Source organism: Ruegeria meonggei, from assembly GCF_042768335.1.
Lineage (GTDB): Bacteria > Pseudomonadota > Alphaproteobacteria > Rhodobacterales > Rhodobacteraceae > Ruegeria > Ruegeria meonggei.
In genome coordinates, this window is sequence record NZ_JAXHBT010000001.1 from 1,453,707 (window position 1) to 1,471,522 (window position 17,816).

17 protein-coding genes and 1 pseudogene are annotated in these 17,816 nt (G+C 53.1%); 11 read left to right on the plus strand and 7 right to left on the minus strand.

Annotated features, from left to right (window positions below; all coding sequences use genetic code 11):
• Positions 1–22: 22 nt before the first annotated feature.
• The 4 genes from SJY13_RS07210 to SJY13_RS07225 are packed head-to-tail and all read left to right on the plus strand — an operon-like array spanning position 23 to position 3,785.
• Positions 23–985 carry an ABC transporter permease gene (locus SJY13_RS07210; RefSeq protein WP_377189524.1) on the plus strand — a complete coding sequence of 321 codons (963 nt, stop codon included), beginning with the start codon at positions 23–25 and terminating at the stop codon, positions 983–985.
• Positions 986–1,041: 56 nt separating this feature from the next.
• The gene (locus SJY13_RS07215; RefSeq protein ID WP_377189527.1) at positions 1,042–2,037 is read left to right on the plus strand and encodes a substrate-binding domain-containing protein; all 996 of its coding nucleotides are present in this window, start codon (positions 1,042–1,044) and stop codon (positions 2,035–2,037) included.
• Between the two features lie 51 nt (positions 2,038–2,088).
• Positions 2,089–2,988, plus strand: coding sequence for a hypothetical protein (locus tag SJY13_RS07220; RefSeq protein ID WP_377189530.1), 900 nt, complete (start codon positions 2,089–2,091; stop codon positions 2,986–2,988).
• Complete coding sequence (locus SJY13_RS07225) at positions 2,976–3,785, plus strand: NAD-dependent epimerase/dehydratase family protein (protein ID WP_377189533.1); 810 nt, start codon at positions 2,976–2,978, stop codon at positions 3,783–3,785. Before SJY13_RS07220 ends, SJY13_RS07225 begins: the two co-directional genes overlap by 13 nt.
• Positions 3,786–4,134: 349 nt before the next feature.
• Here SJY13_RS07225 and SJY13_RS07230 read toward each other — a convergent pair whose 3' ends face one another.
• The gene (locus SJY13_RS07230; protein ID WP_377189536.1) at positions 4,135–5,202 is read right to left on the minus strand and encodes a helix-turn-helix domain-containing protein; all 1,068 of its coding nucleotides are present in this window, start codon (positions 5,200–5,202) and stop codon (positions 4,135–4,137) included.
• On the opposite strand from SJY13_RS07230, the gene SJY13_RS07235 reads away from it, so the two are divergent.
• The 3 genes from SJY13_RS07235 (at position 5,201) to SJY13_RS07245 (ending at position 8,642) form a co-directional block, all read left to right on the plus strand.
• Positions 5,201–6,676 carry an amidohydrolase family protein gene (locus tag SJY13_RS07235; RefSeq protein ID WP_377189539.1) on the plus strand — a complete coding sequence of 492 codons (1,476 nt, stop codon included), beginning with the start codon at positions 5,201–5,203 and terminating at the stop codon, positions 6,674–6,676. The two genes, SJY13_RS07230 and SJY13_RS07235, sit on opposite strands and share 2 nt — an antisense overlap.
• An 86-nt stretch (positions 6,677–6,762) precedes the next feature.
• Positions 6,763–7,467, plus strand: a complete 705-nt coding sequence (locus SJY13_RS07240) for a DUF3299 domain-containing protein (protein WP_377189542.1) — start codon at positions 6,763–6,765, stop codon at positions 7,465–7,467.
• On the plus strand, positions 7,464–8,642 hold the full coding sequence (locus SJY13_RS07245; protein ID WP_377189545.1) for a carbohydrate porin: 1,179 nt from the start codon (positions 7,464–7,466) through the stop codon (positions 8,640–8,642). The genes SJY13_RS07240 and SJY13_RS07245 overlap by 4 nt, the downstream gene beginning before the upstream one ends.
• A 900-nt stretch (positions 8,643–9,542) precedes the next feature.
• Here SJY13_RS07245 and SJY13_RS07250 read toward each other — a convergent pair.
• Together SJY13_RS07250 and SJY13_RS07255 are read right to left on the minus strand one after the other, a co-directional pair.
• Complete coding sequence (locus SJY13_RS07250) at positions 9,543–10,241, minus strand: MOSC domain-containing protein (protein WP_377189548.1); 699 nt, start codon at positions 10,239–10,241, stop codon at positions 9,543–9,545.
• Entirely contained in the window at positions 10,238–10,783 is a 546-nt protein-coding gene (locus SJY13_RS07255; protein WP_377189551.1) for a MarR family winged helix-turn-helix transcriptional regulator, read from the minus strand. Before SJY13_RS07255 ends, SJY13_RS07250 begins: the two co-directional genes overlap by 4 nt.
• 86 nt (positions 10,784–10,869) lie before the next feature.
• Here SJY13_RS07255 and SJY13_RS07260 point away from each other — a divergent pair, with 86 nt between their 5' ends.
• Both SJY13_RS07260 and SJY13_RS07265 read left to right on the plus strand, forming a co-directional pair.
• The gene (locus tag SJY13_RS07260) at positions 10,870–11,619 is read left to right on the plus strand and encodes a hypothetical protein (protein WP_377189554.1); all 750 of its coding nucleotides are present in this window, start codon (positions 10,870–10,872) and stop codon (positions 11,617–11,619) included.
• 57 nt (positions 11,620–11,676) lie between these two features.
• Positions 11,677–12,201: a redoxin domain-containing protein gene (locus SJY13_RS07265; protein ID WP_377189557.1), complete on the plus strand. Its 525-nt coding sequence runs from the start codon at positions 11,677–11,679 to the stop codon at positions 12,199–12,201.
• Positions 12,202–12,370: 169 nt separating this feature from the next.
• Here the strand turns inward: SJY13_RS07265 and SJY13_RS07270 are convergent, their stop codons facing one another.
• A complete protein-coding gene (locus tag SJY13_RS07270; protein ID WP_377189560.1) occupies positions 12,371–13,831 on the minus strand; it encodes a catalase in 1,461 nt (486 codons plus the stop codon).
• Positions 13,832–13,927: 96 nt separating this feature from the next.
• On the opposite strand from SJY13_RS07270, the gene SJY13_RS07275 reads away from it, so the two are divergent.
• Together SJY13_RS07275 and SJY13_RS07280 are read left to right on the plus strand one after the other, a co-directional pair.
• Positions 13,928–14,170 carry a LysR family transcriptional regulator gene (locus SJY13_RS07275; RefSeq protein ID WP_377189563.1) on the plus strand — a complete coding sequence of 81 codons (243 nt, stop codon included), beginning with the start codon at positions 13,928–13,930 and terminating at the stop codon, positions 14,168–14,170.
• Between the two features lie 130 nt (positions 14,171–14,300).
• Positions 14,301–14,501, plus strand: a pseudogene (locus SJY13_RS07280) (transposase); the annotation flags it as partial.
• 74 nt (positions 14,502–14,575) lie between these two features.
• On the opposite strand, the gene SJY13_RS07285 reads toward SJY13_RS07280, so the two are convergent.
• Genes SJY13_RS07285 through SJY13_RS07295 form a run of 3 tightly spaced genes read right to left on the minus strand, consistent with a single transcriptional unit; the run spans position 14,576 to position 17,761 of the window.
• Positions 14,576–15,586: a DUF2955 domain-containing protein gene (locus tag SJY13_RS07285; protein ID WP_377189566.1), complete on the minus strand. Its 1,011-nt coding sequence runs from the start codon at positions 15,584–15,586 to the stop codon at positions 14,576–14,578.
• On the minus strand, positions 15,576–16,640 hold the full coding sequence (locus SJY13_RS07290) for an HlyD family secretion protein (RefSeq protein ID WP_377189569.1): 1,065 nt from the start codon (positions 16,638–16,640) through the stop codon (positions 15,576–15,578). Before SJY13_RS07290 ends, SJY13_RS07285 begins: the two co-directional genes overlap by 11 nt.
• Positions 16,637–17,761: an AI-2E family transporter gene (locus SJY13_RS07295; RefSeq protein ID WP_377189572.1), complete on the minus strand. Its 1,125-nt coding sequence runs from the start codon at positions 17,759–17,761 to the stop codon at positions 16,637–16,639. The genes SJY13_RS07290 and SJY13_RS07295 overlap by 4 nt, the downstream gene beginning before the upstream one ends.
• Positions 17,762–17,816: the final 55 nt, after the last annotated feature.

Genomic DNA, 17,816 nt, shown 5'->3' on the forward strand with positions numbered 1-17,816 from the left:
GACAGCTCAAGACAATTTGCCCATGAAACCACCTCTGTTGCGCCGTGTCCTGCAAGCCTTTGTTGATATTCGTGAGCTGACGCTGATCGTCCTGATCGCCGCCATCATCATCGTGATGTCCAACATCAACCCCTACTTCCTGAGCTTCTCGAACTTTCGAGCCGTAGCTGTGGGCATGGCACCGACCGCAATCATCGTGATCGGCATGGCGATCCTGCTTGCATCCGGTGGTTTCGATCTGTCGGTTGGTTCGGTGATGGCCTTGTCTTCCACCGTCGTCGCCATGCTGCTTTTGACCGGTATGGCAATCCCGTTGGCCGTAGCCTGCGGGCTCATTCTAGGTGGCACGGTGGGCGTGGTGAACGGAGTGCTGGTGACCGGCCTCGGGATCAATCCGTTGATCGCAACGCTCGGAACGATGTCGATCGCACGCGGTATTGCCCTCGTATTAACCGAGGGGTTTTCAGTATCCAGCCTGCCGGCGTCTTTCGCCTGGATCGGTAAGGCTGACATCGGCGGCTTTCCGGTGATTGTTTTGTTCACCATTCTACTGGTGATCCTGTTTGATCTGGCCGTCCGCCATACGCGTTTCTTTCGTCAGGTCTATTTCATTGGCGCCAATGAAAAAGCCGCGATGCTCTCGGGCATCCATGTCACACGCGTGCGCATCATTCTGTACGCGCTGACCGGTGTTCTGGCTGCTCTGGCGGGTGTCTTGCTGGCCTCCCGCCTGATGAGCGGTACGCCCACGGCAGGCAATGGCATCGAACTGCAAGTTCTGGCGGCGGCCGTCATCGGCGGCGCATCTTTACGAGGAGGAGAAGGCACTATCCTTGGAGCTTTCCTTGGCGTCGTTTTCGTGGCGTTAATCAACAATACCATGACGATGCTGGCCGTATCGATCTACTGGCAGATGATCGTCATCGGCGGTGTGCTCGTTACAGCAGTCGCCTTGGACATGCTGATCCGAAGCAAACGGGGCTAGGCCCGAAGCTCTCCAAAACTCAACAACAACCAAAGATCCAAAACAGGGAGACTACGATGACTGAATTGAATGTAAATCGACGCAGGTTGCTGACAGCGGGCACCACTGCTGGATTGGCTGCAGCGTTAGGACTGCCCATGCTGTCCAAAGAAGCCATGGCGCAGGCCGCTGGTAAGGAATACGTTTTCCTGTCCATCGTCACGCAAGTGCCGTTCTGGGTAGATTATCGCAACGCGATGGAAGATCTTGAGGAGTTGATGGGCATCAAAGCCACGTTCACTGGCCCTCTGGATTTCGACACTGCAGCACAGGCGCGCCAATTGGACGAACTGATCGCCAGACGCCCCGCAGGTATCCTCATCTTCCCCGGTGATCCGGCTACTTTGGCCCCAGGCGTAGAACGCGCGGTCGAGGCCGGGATTCCAGTCACGTGCTGTATCGGTGACATTCCTGACAGCCCCCGGTCCACTTTCCTTGGGATCAACGGCGTTCAGGCAGGACGTGTCGGCGGCGAGATGCTGGCACAAGCGATTGGCGGCAAGGGGAAGGTCATTCTCGGCACGTTCCCTGCTCCTTCCACGCTGGAACGGGTCGAGGGTTACAAACAAGTCTTCGCTGAGAAATACCCGGATATCGAAGTCGTCGATGTTGTGAACGACAAAGCCGACCCGTCCTATGCTCCGACAGCCTATCTTCAGGCCATTCAGGCAAATCCCGATATTGTTGGCATCGGCGGTACAGACGGTGACAGTGGCAAAGGCGCTGCGATAGCGGTCAACGAGGCGGGTCGCAAGGACATCAAGATCGTCGCGATGGACCGAAATGATGATATGCTTCCCTATATCGAAGACGGCACAATTCACGGCGCAGTGGCTCAGAAATCCTATCTGGAGATCTTTCTCGCATTCCACATGATGCATTGGCAAAATACCGATGCGTTGAAGGTTTTGCCGGATTGGAAGGCTGCCGGGATCAACCCGCTGCCTGAGCGCGTCGAAACCGGGGTGATGCCGATCACATCCGAGAATGTTGCACAGTTTAAGCACGTCTAAATTGTCATCCCGGCGCGGCTTGTCGCGCTGGGACATAGTCAGGGAGCCAACATGCCGGACAGATGGAGTGTTCTTCAGCTACATCAGGGCGATCTGCGACTGACACTCCTGCCAGGCATCGGAGGCCGTCTGTGGGACGTGAGTTTTCATGGGCTCTCACTCCTCTTTCAAAACCCCGATCTTGACGGATTCGAGGTCGATGACACCCGGCTCGCCGATTTGCCTACACGCTCTCCACAATTTGGCTTTCCACTTTGGGGGGGCGAGAAGACATGGATCGCCCCTGACGCGTCTTGGGAAAACGGCGCTCCGTTTCCCGTGTTGGACAGCGGCTCCTACCAGATCACTTTGAGAAGCAGCACTCGTATCGACCTGACCAGCGCCGTCTGTCCCTTATCTCACTTATCTGTTTCGCGTCGCATCACACTGACTTCTGAAAACAGCTGGGACATTGAACATATCGTTGCCAATCGCGGCACTTCCTCTCGCCTGACCGGCATTTGGTCAGTCATGATGCTTAACACTCCAGCCAAGATCGGAGTCGAAATGGATCACCCCGCATTTTACCCTGTTTTCGGCTCTTCAGAAGCGATGGTTGAAACGCGCGGCAGCGGCACGGTCGCAGATTGTAGAAGACTGCAGGAATTCAAGATCGGGCTACAGAACCCCAACAACCGAACGCTGATACGGTGCGGAACCGATGGCCCCTTGCTGATGTGCTCAGTACCAGAACCACAACAGGGTGACAGATTTGCGCATCACCGTCCGTTCGAGATCTTCAATTCGGGAGATTACGCCTACTGCGAAGCAGAATGGCACTCACCCGTGCACGACCTCGAACCAAATGAAACAATGAGTTTTCGGCAGACGTTCCAATTATTGACAGACGATACACAGAAAATGCCAGCGAGTCTCACAAGCAACAAGGAATTCATGTCATGCATGTCCTGATCACAGGCGCTGGTGGGCATCTCGGCCGCAAACTTTTCGACACGCTAGAAGGCGACCCCGGTTACATCGTTTCTGGCATCGACATCCGTCCCGTTGACCATCCCGACATTCACACCGCAGACCTCTCCGACAACAGCGGTTGGATCAGTTTGCTAAAGGGTGTGGATGTTATCGTGCATCTTGCTGGTGATAGAGAGCCAGCCGCCACCTGGGCCTCTGCGATCAAACACAATATGGATGCAACTCTTTCTCTCTATCACCATGCGGCAGCCATGGGCGTCAGCCGAGTAGTTCTTGCCAGCTCCAACTGGGTTCACGGCGACAAGAGATTCACGCATGACGCGCTTAATAGCAAGACGTCTCCTGGTCCGGTAAATGCTTACGGAATGTCAAAACTGTTCTGTGAACGGACAGGGGCTTATTTCGCCGAGCATCACGGACTATCTGTCATTTGCCTGCGCATTGGCTGGACGCAATGGACCCACGACAACCAACCCGGCACGCATATGGCGATGGGTCGATGGGGCCAGGAAATGTGGTTGAGCGATCGGGACTTTCTATGCGGCATGCGCGCCGCAATTGATGTTAAAGACGTTTCCTTTGCAGCACTGAACCTAATGTCGGATAACCCGGGTATGCGTTGGGATATCACCGAAACGCAGCAAGTGATCGGCTATTCTCCGCAAGATGGGAGCCCAGCAAAAGTTACCGCAATCATTGCCTTCAGGTCTGCACTGAAGCGCCTGTTTTCAGTCCTTATCCCCAATTATTTCACGACACGTTTTCCAGATTGGTAGAGTACAAGGTCCGGGCAATGTTGTTGCGTTGCGCAATCAGTATCCGAAACATATCCTTAAGGTAAGCGCTGAAAAGGTCAGCGTTGTGCGCATTGCGGTTGTAGGCGACCGACGTCTCGAGCGGCAGATTTCGCAACCATTGGATGTTTGATGGTGCGATAACAATCCGCGAACATCGCTGAAGCGGTGTTATGTGAAGCGATCTCTGGGTGAATGATGGCCGTTCAGTGGAACGAGTACGAAAGGCTGCCTCGCGGGACTTTGCACCCATCCGCATTCTTACTTCAATGGACCGCAGTCAGCCCTAATCGTACGTTCTCAACCAAGTTTTCTTTTGGCCCGACCACATTTACTTGCTTCGGAACTTAGTCGGTGTCATTCTGGTTTGGCCTCGAAAAAATCGAGTGAAATGAGACTTGTCGGAGAATCCAAGCATTAGGCCGATCTCCGCTATTGTCATCTTGTCTTCTCTGATGTGCTCCTTAGCGACATCGACACGCAGCCGTTTGATCTCGCGGGGTAGCGTCGTGCCTTGTTTCTGAAGCGCTTTCAGGAACCGTCCCTGTTGTATTCCCATCAACCCAGCCACCACCTCTGGCCCCAAATCGGATTCGTCCAATTTGTCGCGCAAGACAGATCGCAATGCAGCCACCACGGTTACTTCTTCATCTTGTCGCTGTGAGGCTACGGGTTTGGCAGAGACCTCTGAGATATGGTGCAAAAACAACCATTCCACAGGAAAACTAATTTGCATTCCGGGATCAGCCCCAAGGCCAACCTCGATACCTTTGTAGTCGATAGGCAGACCATTGATGTATCTGCTTTCCCATCGCACACGCGAAGAATCCCAAGAATCTCCGACGACGGTCAGCAATAGGCGTACATAGATTGCGGCACCAAAACCGGTCACCTGAATGGGCGGGACAGTAGGTTCCTGTTGCCTCTCGATACGATAAGTCGCTTTGTCTGCTTCAATGACGAGGCTGTGCCGCACAGAATTGGACTCCTGCGGTACGAGCTCAACAAAGCGAGTGAAAAACTCGAATAGCGTTTTTGTAGATTGCAAGGCTTGAGCGAAAGGCGGCCATCCTTGTAGGTCAAACGCTTCCCCTACATTCAGTCCTAGGTATCGATCCCCTGATACTTCTGAGAAGGCATTCACCAAACCGTAGACCAGCTCTGAGTGAACGAACACAGATGGGTCAGACAACAGTTCAGCTTTCAAGCCGGCCTGATCCAATGCTGGTTGCGGATTGATTTTACGTTCGGTGAGATATTGCAGAAACGGAGCTGCTAAGGAGAGGCGAATAAAGCCCTCGCTATGCTCTTGAGAGGTGGAGTTGAAAGGCAAGCTCGTCACCCTTGTGATGATTAGTAGTTTTGACTGGTGGCCATTTTTACGATCACATTCGAACATGCCAATTCAAAAGTGGCAACCGAGGCAAATTTTTCCGGACTATAGTTGGCAAAACATGAATATGAAGGGAGTACTTATGTCCGGTCTACGAATGTCGCTTTGCTCGACGGTAATTGTCGCTGCAGGTCTTGCTTTTTCAGCGTCCGCGCAGGCTCAGGATCAAGAAGAACCCCAAACGTTGTTTACCAACGTGCACATCTTTGATGGCGTGAATGAACAGCGCATCGAGAATGCCAGCGTATTGGTCGAGGGCAACCTGATTAAGTCCGTATCAACCGATGCGATCGACGCCCCTAATGCTACAGTCATTGACGGAGCGGGGCGGACACTGACTCCCGGATTTATTGAACTGCACGCGCACCTCATGTTGATGGGGCCTACCTTGCCCGCGATGGAGGCCAACACGACCTGGGAGGACTTTGCCATACACGGTGCGCGGATGGCCGAGATGTATTTGATGCAGGGTTTCACCACTGTCCGGGATGCTGGTGGCGCTAATGGCGGACTGCGTAGGGCGATAAACTCGGGGCAAATCGAGGGCCCTCGTTACTATCCATCTGGGGCGTTTATTGGAACACGCGGTGGTCACGCTGACTTCGCGAATTTCACAGCACCACCTGGTTCGGAGACAAACATGGGTCGGCTGAACATGGCTCAGGAGGTCAGTGGTGTTGATGACGTCTATAAATTCGCACGTAACAACTTTCGTATGGGCGCGACGCAATTGAAATTCATGCAATCCGGTGGTGTCGTGTCGGCATTCGACCCTTGGCAATTGCTGGCCGGGTCGCCCGAAGAAATCAGAGCCGCCGTGCAGGTCGCGAATGAATATGGCAGCTATGTCATGGCGCATTCCTATCGTAAGGAAGCTATCCTGAGTGCGCTCGACGCAGGTGCTATGTCAATCGAACATGGTTTTTCTTTTGACTGCGAAATTGCCGAAGTCATGAACGAGAAGGGTGCGTACATTACAACAAACCTAACGGCATTTGACCCCGGCCTTCTCGACATTCCAGCTGTGGCGAATGTTCCGGCGAGCCTTGCCAAGGCAAAGTCTGCCTCGGCCACATTTGCAGGCTATATCGACAATATGAAAGAATGCCCGGTGAAGCGGGGTTTCCAGACAGACTGTGTTGGTTCGGTAGAGGCGTGCAATATCCAGATTGCCTACGAAAAACACTTAAACAATGATTTTTTCGGCCCCTACACGTCAATGGTCACGTTGACATCGACGGGTGGCGAGGTAGTCGCTCTATCAGGTGACTTTATGAACCCTTATACCGCAGGAAAACTGGGCGTTATCGAGGAAGGAGCTTATGCGGATATCCTGCTAATCGACGGTAACCCACTTGATGACTTCTCGGTTGTTGGCACGGGTGATCAGTGGTTCGGTGCCGACCCGAGGCCTGAAAGCCCAGATACGATCCGACTGATCATGAAGGACGGCGTCATCTACAAAAACACGCTGGATTGACCAGTCTAAATAGCCGGAGAGTATTTATGTACCATTGGTTTCGCTCCGTAGTATTCGCAGGGTTGGTTTGGTGTGGACAGCCTACCATGGCGACGCCTGAAACCGCGTTGGACTGGGCAGACCTGCCGGACCCATCCGCGCAGGTCTTTGATGACCCCTATAGAGATCTCACCCCCGAACAGTTCGACGATGTTCTTTTCGTTGTGCGTATACGTGGCAGGTTGCAGCAAGAGGTTGGCAGCGCCGAAGAACGGCAGAAATGGCAAGTGCTTTTAGCAGAGACCGAAGACGCCTTGGTGTCAGACGGAATTGACGTCGATTGGCTACTCGATCAGCGCGAGGATGTGACTGAACGTCGAAGAAAGGCTGGGACGAACGCAAATCCGCAATTCGATGGTCAAACAATCACACTCGCAGGGTTTGCCATTCCTGCTCCGAGCGATCCGGACGGTCGACCTGTGGCGTACTTGGTGCCAGAACGAGGGATGTGCAGTCATATGCCGCCACCTCCGCCCAACCAAATGATCCGTGTGCGGTTGAACGGGGACTGGGCGCCCAGCTATTTCCACGAACCCGTTCGGCTGACCGGTAAGCTGACTATCGATCCTTCTGTTCAAGATATGATGGTTGTGGACGGCCTTATGCCTATGAATGCGACTTTCCAGCTAGATACGGAACGTGTCGAAACTCTGGAAACCGAGGCAGACAGGCTGGAATGGAAGCAGCGTGCCGCTGATCGTATCCGAGCGGCGGGCAATCGCAAGACCGGCGGGGCAAAGGCGTCTGAATGATAAGACTTCTCGTTGCCGCATTGAGTATTGCCTTTGCCGGCGCAGCGTCGGCTCAAGGCCTGTCCGGGCCTTCTTCGGTTGAAGCTGATCTTGCGCCCGGAGATGGGCTAACCGACCCACAATATCGTTCCGATTTTCCGCGCAACATCGCACCGGGTTGGTTTCAGTGGAAAGATCGACTGGCGGAGAGTGGGTTTCGGTTCAACATTGATTACTTGGCATTGGGTCAAACTACGAATGCTGATCTGGGAACCGGCGAAGCGGCCAGCGGAATTGCTCGTTTCTACGGCAGTTGGCAGGCAACTGAACGAGGGTCTCTGACGTTCAAGATCGAAGACCGGCACAGTTATACCGATGTTGCCCCGCAATTCCTTGGGTTAGATGGTGGAGCGCTTTCAATCACAGGGACAGCCTTCAACGATAATGGGTTGCTATTGACCAATCTGTTCTGGACCCAAAGGGCGGAGAACGGTTCGTGGACGCTGCAAGTCGGCCAGATTGATGTAACGGACTTTGTGGACATCTATGGGTTGGTAAGCCCCTACAGTGGTTTCCAAAACCTGTCTTTCAATACCAATCCGACAATTAACGCGCCCAACCAAGGTCTTGGCATTGCCGGTGGGGTAAAGCTGAGCGAGAATCTCTACGCCGTTGCAAGCGTCTCAGACGCAAACGCCGACCCGTCCGATCCAAACTTTGATGTGTTTAGCGACGGTAATCTCTTCAAATCACTCGAATTTGGTTACACCTCCGGCTTTGATCGCATCTACTTCGACAACATCCATCTGACCCTCTGGCATGCGGACGCAGCTGACGATGGCAGCCGAGCGGAAGACTACGGGGCCGCGTTTTCTGCCGCATGGTTTGTTAACAATAAGTGGATGCCGTTCTTCCGTGCAGGGGCTTCAAAGGGAACCGCAGCGCTTTATGACCGGTCGGTTTCTGCCGGTCTTGGGTACTACGGTCGCAATACCGATCTGGCCGGGCTGGGCCTGAACTGGGCCGAGGCAAGAGGCATTGACGGTGATCAGTTCACGCTCGAAGCATTCTACCGTTTTTCAATCTCACCCGGATTGCAGATCACGCCATCGGTACAATTCATTTCCGACCCGCTTCTGAATCCCAATCAGGACCAGATTACTCTGTTCGGTCTAAGAACCCAGATCGTTTTCTAATGCGGGGTGAATGCAATAGGTAAGTGGCAGTGCCAAAGGGCGACTCAGGGAGATCAACAGGACTTTGCAAAGCCCGCTTTCTGCGCATTGCTGCCATCTGTGGTGCTCGATGTTGCAAGCGCGGCGAAGGGCCGCTTGGTGGCCTCCTATTGCTTTTTGCAGTTTGACAGAATGGTACAATCGCAAATGGCGGCGGGCCCTCTTTCCCCTTACTTTCCCTTCGTGGGCCAGCGGCATTTGGACAAGCCAAACGCCCCTGGCCGTCAGGGTGAGGGCGCTGCCCTCCCCTTCGGGCAACCCTTTTAGACAGGGCCGTGTCCTCGGCTTTGCCTGCGGGCCGCACCACCCCTGTCGAATAACGTTGCCTCGCCCCCTCCCGCGTTCGCCACGTGGCAGATTAGCAGGAACAGGTAGCTTCGCTGTCTGACCTACAAATCAGCTCTGATTTTCCGAAAAGGAAGTCAGAACAAATCAAACTGCATGCCGGAGCAAAAAAATGGGGGCGGTGTGTTAGTTGATGACGCAAAGGTCAAATTCAACTGATGTCCAACGTTGGGGGCGCCTTCTGATGTCGAACGTTCACCTAGTTTCTGGTCCAACTATGACGGTTGGGTCAGGTTCGCGTGACGTTCAACAGGAAATGTGGAACGTCACTGATATTTGACTCAATTGACGGCCAAAACCTCAATAAACAGGTCAATCACGTCATTCAATTTTGACCCAAACGTCAAGCATTTCTGGCCCAAGGTGATTAATGGCATTTCATCGATGCTGAAGTTGATGTCTCATTTCTTGCCTGCTCCACCCAGCGACTGACAAACGCGGATTTGACCATCATGGAGTTGAGAAGGTTACTAAGCTCGAGGAAACTACGTCACGACTGAACGCGCGTTGGATGTCTTATCCGGAGCCTCCAAGCCTTGCCGATGTATCCTCCTTGGCATTGCCCTCAGCCATTCTGCCAAAAGCTTGTCGCCAACCTTCAGCAAGTTCTTTCATCTGAGACAAAACCTCGGCATCTTCTGGCGATATGCGACGAGTCAGCCGTGCGCGTGTAACAGCCAATACAGACCAATTCGGATTTGGCCTTTCAGCCAAGGTGATCCGATCACCGGCGCCAACTTCGCCAGGTTCGAGCACACGATAGTACCATCCGGTTCGGCCCGTCTTCTGAAACTGGTAGGGCATTTCCTTGCGCCCTGTATGTAGCCCAAGTTTCCAGCACGGCTGCCGTCCCTGGCTAATTTGAACTACCGCCGTCCCGAGTAACAGGATGTCGCCGATGCAGAGGTTTTCCTCGGTCAGTCCCGTCGTAGAAATGTTCTCGCCAAATGCCGCTGGCATCGTGCCGGGTGCCATTAGGCCCTCTGCTTGCCAAGCCGAATAGTGATCAAAAGCATAATGATGGATGGCTTTGTCTTCGCCACCATGCACGGTCAAATCCGCTTGAGCGTCCCCGGAAAATCCAAGCGAGGTTATAGTTTGCCGCCCGCTCACCCGATCTTTCTGAATGGCTGATGGCGGTTTGTTTTGCCAGCGATCTTTGACCTCTCCGAAGAATATGTCGTCAATAGTCGCTGACAGGTCTGGATGGTTCATCTGGCTTCCTTGTGCTCAAGACAGATCTTGTCTTTCTCTCCGGGCTCCAATGAAATACCCAACAACTTGCAGAAACCGTTTTTAGTCGTGGCATCATGATGAGTGCAGGATTTGCATTGGCCGAACGAACGACCGCCATTTGCGGTCAAGGCCAGACTGAGGCTTTGCATCAGCCCCTGCTCAAGCATGGCTTGGTTTTCTGCAGGCATATCTCCTACTGCCTGAGCAACAGGGTTCGGCTGACGTACGATCTCGCCCCCTTCCTTTGTGAGTTCGTAGGAAATCGACCGCTGATCATGTTCTTTGCGATGCTCTTCTACATAGCCTTTGCGCGCCAAAGCTTTGAGCGTCTGTGACATCGTTCCACGGGTTGTTCCGATGTATTCTGCAACATGCGACGGCGAGCGCGAGAACATGTTCGCCTCAGCGAGGTACTCGAGCGCCATCCTCTGAGTCGGGTTCAAATCTCCCGCCCATCCTTCGGAAGCATCAATCCGGGCCAGACGGTTGATCAGTGTGCGTATGCGATGATCTGTGTTCATAATGCTTTTAGTAGCGACTCGAAATTATAGTTGCAATGTATTTCTCACTATAGTAGCGACTCGCTATCTTTTAACAGGAGACACCCATGAAACTCTCAATGCTCACTTCCACTCTGGTCTTGTTCATCGGCAGCACAGCTCTTGCTGATGGGAACCATGCCATCCATCAAGATGGCGCCATCATATCTTCGGCAGACGCCAGTAAAGTCGCGGACTTTGACATTCTGGCCGCGCACGCGCACCGCAATGGAAACACCGTCACTTTTCACATGACAACGAATGGAGCGGCTGGCGCCTCAGTTCCGGTGGCAACCGGAGAGGTCGGTGGATCAGACGTCTGGTCCTATGTTTGGCCTACTTCTTTGGACCCTTCGGCCGTTGGGTTCGAAGGCGGCACAGGCATCCTTGCAATGGCCGCAACCAGTCATCCGGATTTTGATGACACACCGCTTTTTGACGAGAACGGTGACGGAGATCCGGCCAATGACGGCATCGAATGGCACAGCCACTGGGTTGTGTTGACCCCGACCGAAGCGTGCGGACCCGACGCGCTTGCCGTACGTGACATCCCCGAAGGATCCTCACCCAAGCTACCTGCGACATGGCCAGGGTTCCCGATCTTTCTGGACAGCCCAGGGTTTACACCGCTGTTTGATGGGCCCGAAATTGTGGTGAACGCAGGCTTCGCCAGCGACGTTGAACTGGATGGTGTCGCTTATGACGGCGTTACGTCAGCATTGAGGGTTAACGCGAATATCCATGCGCCTTTGCTATGCGTCACAGATGTTTTCGACGTCGCATCTGGCGACCTGAGCCTGCCGGGCAAACTTCACTGATATTCGACCGTGCAGCCGCCAAGCCCAAGGCGGCTGCCTGCTAAAGAGGACGAGAATATGCAAACACCAGAACTAGACGTATCGGAATGGTTCAACACAGACACACCCCTGACTTTAGGCGACTTTGAAGGACGGGTTGTCGTCCTTGAGGCATTTCAAATGGCATGCCCAGGATGTGTCCTGCACGGCATTCCCTTAGCACAATCGATTCAGAAGACATTTCCTGAAGAAAAAGTAGCCGTGATTGGCCTGCACACTGTTTTCGAGCATCACCGTGCTATGACACCGGTGTCTCTGAAGGCTTTCTTACATGAATATCGCATTACCTTCCCTGTTGGCGTGGGCAAACAGGGCGCAGGACCATTGCCAAACACGATGACTCGCTTTGGCATGCGCGGCACACCAAGCCTTGTCCTTTTAGATCAGGCGGGGCAGATCGTTGCGCATCACCTTGGTCAGGTTTCGGAACTTCAATTGGGGTCCGAGATTGGCAGTCTTCTGACACAGGAGGTCGTGTCGACCAAAGGCGGCACCGTCACTGTTGATCAAAACGAATGCAAACCAGGTAGCTGCAATGTGTGATCCGGCCAAGGTGCCCACATATGGAAATCGTTTTTTCCAAGCGCCATCGCCAAACCGTAGTTTTGTCTTTCACGGCGACGAAAAGCCCAAAAACACCAAACGGTGCTCGCTACCCAACAACCCACAGCGTCAGGCAAGTCCCAAAAGATCGGGGACTTGCCAATTGTTTTTATGCTAGGTCTACACACTCGATGCTCAAACCAAGCGCGCTTGCCACACCGGCACCATAACCGGGATCGGCCTTGAGACAGTTCGATATGTGACGGATCTGAATTTCCTTTCTTGCAGCGCCAATCGCGCGGGCAGTGTTTTCGAACAACACTTTTTGCTGCTCCGGCGTCATCAGGCGGAACAAATCACCGGTTTGCGAGAAATAGTCATCATCCTCGCGGTGGTTCCAATGATCCGCAGCACCTTCGATGGACAAAGGTGGTTCAGAGAAATCCGGTTGCTCGGACCATTCGCCATGCATTTTGGGCCCATAGCCAATCCGAGATCCGGCATTGCCGTCGACCCTCATCGCTCCATCACGATGGTAGGAATGATACGGGCACCGCGGTGCATTCACCGGGATTTGGGAATGGTTGACACCCAACCGATACCGCTGAGTGTCGCCATAGGAAAACAGACGTCCCTGCAACATTTTGTCCGGCGAAAAGCTGATACCAGGTACAATTGTAGAAGGCGCAAAGGCGGCCTGTTCCACTTCGGCAAAGTAGTTCTCGGGGTTGCGGTTCAATTCCAGCTCGCCAATCTCAATCAGCGGATAGTCCCCATGCGGCCAAACCTTAGTCAGATCAAATGGGTTGAGATGATATGTACCCGCATCCTTCTCTGGCATGACTTGGACGTAGAGCGTCCATTTGGGAAAATCACCGTCTTCGATAGCATCATAAAGATCACGCTGATGGCTTTCACGGTCACCAGAGATGATTTGCGCGGCTTCTTCGTCGGTGGGGTTTTTGATCCCCTGCTGGGTTTTGAAATGGAATTTGACCCAGAACCGTTCGCTGTCCGAATTGATAAAGCTGATTGTGTGGCTGCCAAAGCCGTGCATGTGCCGGTAGGTTGCGGGAATGCCGCGATCAGACATAACAATCGTCACCTGGAGCAAAGCTTCGGGAAGGCTGGTCCAGAAGTCCCAATTGTTATCCGCACTGCGCATGTTGGTCCGCGGATCGCGTTTGACCGCGTGGTTAAGATCGGGAAACTTCAACGGGTCGCGAAGGAAAAACACTGGAGTGTTATTGCCCACCAGATCCCAGTTGCCTTCCTCGGTGTAAAACTTGACTGCAAAGCCGCGAATGTCCCGTTCTGCGTCCGCCGCACCGCGTTCTCCTGCAACGGTCGAAAAGCGCAGGAAGAGATCCGTCATCTTGCCAACATCAGAGAACAATTTGGCGCGTGTATAGCGTGTGATGTCGTGGGTCACTGTGAACGTACCGTAAGCGCCGGACCCTTTGGCATGCATCCGGCGCTCGGGGATCACTTCGCGATCAAAATGAGCCATCTTCTCGAGAAACCAGACATCCTGAAGCAGCGCAGGACCACGCGGTCCCGCCGTCAGAGTGTTTTGGTTGTCGGGCACTGGCGCGCCAAATGCGGTGGTCAGTTTCGGTTTGCTGGTCATGTCAATCTCCTGAGTTGGTATTGGCAGGACAAAACCGAAAACCGCCAAATTACTCCAACTTATATAAATTATCCGATCGATAATCAGAGGTGATGCATGGCAAGAAGAACCTCGGTTGCCGGTCTTTCACTCAGAGATCTTGAGTACATTCAAAGCATTGCCGAAGAAGGTCATATTGGCCGAGCGGCTGATATCTGTGGGGTTTCACAACCTGCAATCAGCCAACAGGTATTGAAGCTAGAGGCCCGACTTGGATTTTCGATTTTCGAACGTCAAGGCAGGCATGTCTCTTTGACGCAAAACGGCCGGATAGTCCTGCAAAAACAGAAATCCTTCTGACCGAGGCCCGTGAACTGTTGGAATTGTCGCTGAGCCTGAGTGACAATCTGGAAGGTGATTTGAAGTTTGGTGTACTTCCAACCCTTGGTCCTTACTTATTGCCGCTCATCCTCAAGTCACTCAAAGCCGCTTACGCGCCTGCATCCCAGGCCGTAAGCAACGCAAAACACAGGTCAAATACGATAAGCGCAAGTACAAACGCCGCAACCGGATCGAGATCATGTTCCGCAGGCTCAAGGATTGGAAGCGCGTGGCGACACGCTATGGCCGTAGTCCCAAGGTCTTCCTCTCAGCCTTCGCACTCGAGGCAACCGTTATGTACTGGTTATGAATCCTAACCCAAAGTAGAATTGGTCAAGTTGAGAACACTGTCGGTTTCAGCGCCAAGCCTTGTTGCAACAAACGTCATTGAGTCGCCTGGCGTTCTTTTTCCGGCCAGAATTCATCCACCACGACATATGCAACGATTACAAAAAATGCGGCGCTGGCAACTTGTAAAACTCGAGTGATGCTCTTGACATCTGCCTCATCGGAAAACGGAGCAACCGACCCGCCATATACAATCAGAGCCGTTGTAATAGCAGAGCCGGCAGCGGTGGCGAGCGGGGCTTGAGATTTACCGAGTGCTCCGAGTGTTAGGCAAAAGAAAAAACACAGCAAAATGGGGGTGAGAATAACCGGAGCTATTACGTTTAATTCATAACAAATGATGGATACTGCCGCCCCAAGAAGGTTTGCCGTCAGCATTGCTTTTGCAACTGTTTTGCCTGCAGCGGGCATTGCCGCAAGTTGCTGGCTCAGGAGCGCGACAAAAAACAAAACAAGTAGTGCAGATGCGCCGGAAACAAAAAACGCCAAGGCAAACGGCACTGTTACAAGCGACATCCTGACTATTCGGCGATGTGGGTCGAAGTTCGGCGACGATGCGGCCTTCTTCTGGGCCGCTGTTTGAGGTTCGGCGGGGATCAGCGCGAACATTAGCGTCGATACGAAGCCCGCAAACAGCAGATTCAAAGGTATCCAATACACAAGCACCAAGGCCAGATCCTGGGATTGCAGAACCAAGTTTGGGATCATCAATGCTCCCATGAGAGCGATGACACCTGGTAAAACTCCGGCGCCTGAAACCGACCACATGAAAGACAGGATTATTCCAATGGCTACCAGAATGAGAAACACGAGCGGATATGGTGAGAAGACTGACGACACCAGAAACGAAATGAACATCAATCCAATCGAAAAAACAAACAGCTTAGTAAATGCTGCCAGAGGTAATGCGGCGGGCGCCTGCAAAAACAGTGCGGCGAACACCGCCCCAACGACGGCAAGCGGCCACCCAAGAAATAGGCCCAATGAAAAGACGCCGGTAACACCCAGCGCAAGCCGGGTGACAGAGCGTTGGTCCTCAGTACGCATAGGACAGAATTGAAACCACGCGGATGTAGGTGCGACCTACGAGGTTCAGCAACGAGTTGTCGCTTAGGTACATGATCACATCGGCTTGCCCATTCAGTTGAAAGCGAAGGTCATCTTCGGCGCTTCCGGCTTCATAGCCAGGTAAAACGATCCTGACTGGGAATCTCTCAGGCTCCCGCAAAAAACCTTTAGTGCTTGGAGGGCTCGCCAATTGCCCGGGCACATCACCGCCACTTAGGGAAACAGCCGCACTAAAGCTCTCAATGACGCCCGGAATAACCTGACCTGGATGCATGTCCAACACGACATCAACCGGAGACCCTATCGAGGCTCTTCCTAGGTTGTTCTCGGAAAAATACGCCTCAATCCAGACGTCAGTTGCGTCCAGAAACGTCAACAGATCCTGGCCGGATCGCGCATATGTTCCGGGGGCTATCAGCAAATTCGAGATGACACCTGTCGCCGGAGCGCGCAACTCAGTCCACTCAAGGTTAAGCTCTGCATCCGCCAAGGCCGCCAACGCGCGCTGGATTTTCGGGTTTTCAATCCCGTCGTCACCAAGCCTTTGTTTTGCTTTTTCCAGATCTGCTTTTGCGTTCTCATAGTTTGCCTCGGACTCCCCCAGTTGCCCTCGCGCATCATCGGCCTTTGAGACGGCAATCAACCCTTTCTTTTCGAGCGCAAATACGCGTTCTGTTTGAATGCGCATCGTATCCAGATCGCTCTGCGCCCTTGCTAGTTTGGCCTGTGCGGCTCTTACCTCTGCCGAAGATGCGCCCACTTCTTGAGTGGCTGCTTCGAGATCAGCTTCCGCCTTGTCGCGCTGAATCTCATAGGGTCGCGAGTCGATCCGGACAAGGACATCTCCGGCCGATACAATCTGACCATTTTCGACCAATACTTCAGTCACGGTGCCAGTCACCTGCGGGACGATCTGGGTCGCCACGGCTTTTACTCTTGCGTTCCCGGTAAATGGCGTTTTCCGATCAGCGACCAGATACCAGACAAGAAAAATCAGAATGACAGCCAGGGTTGTCCATATCGTCTTCCTCATTTCGCCGCACTTTCTGCAGCGCCCTCAGCTTCGGGCGAGGTATCAATCCAAACCTTGAACAGCTCATAGAAGACAGCGAAGAGAACCGGTCCCATAAAGACGCCGATCAAACCGTACGCCATCATACCTCCGAGAACACCGATGAGGATGACCAACATAGGAGTCTCGAGGCCTTTTGAGATGAACACGGGTCTTAGGAAACTGTCCATTATAGTGACGGGAACAGCCAGTATGGTGAAGACCAAAGCAGTTCCGCCGGACATGGAACTCCAAGCGTAGATAATTACCGGTATAAGAACCAATCCGGGCCCGATTTGGATAATCGAGAGTATCAGGCAGATGAATGCCAACGTGGCGGCCGAAGAAATCCCAAACAAAGCCAACAGTATCCAAACGCAGACCGCTTGAATGGCAGCTACGCCAATCACGCCTTTTGTAACGTTCCGAATTGTTGCGCCTGCCAGTGTTACGAATTCTCCACCGCGCGGAGCGAAAACACGGTTGGCAAAGCGCTGAAGACCTTGGACCATATTTGGCCCGGGGCTGAACAACGCCCCCATTATCAATACGGACAGAGCTAAGCCAAGAAGCCCGATGCCGATGCCCAACACCTTTCCAAACAGCGACTTGGTGATCTCAAGGATTTGCGCGCCATATTTTGTAAGCGCGCCGTCAAGATTGCGCTCAAACATCCCCCAGACATCGGAAATTTTGTCTCCAACCAATGGTAATTCCTTGAGGCCCTCGGGTGCAGGGGGGACTTTCAGCTCACCCTTGTCTGCTTGTTCCGCGAATTCAGCCCCTAGTTCTGCAGCACCAGACACCGCAGTTGCGACTGGCCCCAGGGTCAAAACAAGGCCCAGCAAAACCAAGATCGTTGTGGCAAGCTTTTTCCGACCTCCCAGCTTGGACTGCAGCCAATCAAATGCCGGGTAAAGCGCCACACAGAGGATAGTTGCCCAGATAACCACGCTTGCAAGCGGGGCCACCATGACCAGAGCGCTGTAGAGAAATAGTCCGAGAAAGAGCAATCGTATCGCTAGATCGACAATCTTTGCGTCCTGTGTCTTTTCCATTCCATCCCTCCATATGTTTTTTTGAATGTTATACTCAAAAAACATAATATGTATATTTTTTTAGTTTTAGTGATCATCTATCAGCTTGAAGACGCAAATG

Excerpts from the sequence above, each read along its gene's own strand:
- SJY13_RS07275 (WP_377189563.1), top strand. The coding sequence starts at position 13,928 with ATGGCAAGAAGAACCTCGGTTGCCGGTCTTTCACTCAGAGATCTTGAG.
- SJY13_RS07215 (WP_377189527.1), top strand. The coding sequence starts at position 1,042 with ATGACTGAATTGAATGTAAATCGACGCAGGTTGCTGACAGCGGGCACC.
- SJY13_RS07250 (WP_377189548.1), bottom strand. The coding sequence starts at position 10,241 with ATGAACCATCCAGACCTGTCAGCGACTATTGACGACATATTCTTCGGA.
- SJY13_RS07225 (WP_377189533.1), top strand. The coding sequence starts at position 2,976 with ATGCATGTCCTGATCACAGGCGCTGGTGGGCATCTCGGCCGCAAACTT.
- SJY13_RS07270 (WP_377189560.1), bottom strand. The coding sequence starts at position 13,831 with ATGACCAGCAAACCGAAACTGACCACCGCATTTGGCGCGCCAGTGCCC.
- SJY13_RS07290 (WP_377189569.1), bottom strand. The coding sequence starts at position 16,640 with ATGAGGAAGACGATATGGACAACCCTGGCTGTCATTCTGATTTTTCTT.
- SJY13_RS07260 (WP_377189554.1), top strand. The coding sequence starts at position 10,870 with ATGAAACTCTCAATGCTCACTTCCACTCTGGTCTTGTTCATCGGCAGC.
- SJY13_RS07220 (WP_377189530.1), top strand. The coding sequence starts at position 2,089 with ATGCCGGACAGATGGAGTGTTCTTCAGCTACATCAGGGCGATCTGCGA.
- SJY13_RS07295 (WP_377189572.1), bottom strand. The coding sequence starts at position 17,761 with ATGTTTTTTGAGTATAACATTCAAAAAAACATATGGAGGGATGGAATG.
- SJY13_RS07240 (WP_377189542.1), top strand. The coding sequence starts at position 6,763 with ATGGCGACGCCTGAAACCGCGTTGGACTGGGCAGACCTGCCGGACCCA.
- SJY13_RS07255 (WP_377189551.1), bottom strand. The coding sequence starts at position 10,783 with ATGAACACAGATCATCGCATACGCACACTGATCAACCGTCTGGCCCGG.
- SJY13_RS07285 (WP_377189566.1), bottom strand. The coding sequence starts at position 15,586 with ATGCGTACTGAGGACCAACGCTCTGTCACCCGGCTTGCGCTGGGTGTT.
- SJY13_RS07210 (WP_377189524.1), top strand. The coding sequence starts at position 23 with ATGAAACCACCTCTGTTGCGCCGTGTCCTGCAAGCCTTTGTTGATATT.
- SJY13_RS07235 (WP_377189539.1), top strand. The coding sequence starts at position 5,201 with ATGCCAATTCAAAAGTGGCAACCGAGGCAAATTTTTCCGGACTATAGT.
- SJY13_RS07245 (WP_377189545.1), top strand. The coding sequence starts at position 7,464 with ATGATAAGACTTCTCGTTGCCGCATTGAGTATTGCCTTTGCCGGCGCA.
- SJY13_RS07230 (WP_377189536.1), bottom strand. The coding sequence starts at position 5,202 with ATGTTCGAATGTGATCGTAAAAATGGCCACCAGTCAAAACTACTAATC.
- SJY13_RS07265 (WP_377189557.1), top strand. The coding sequence starts at position 11,677 with ATGCAAACACCAGAACTAGACGTATCGGAATGGTTCAACACAGACACA.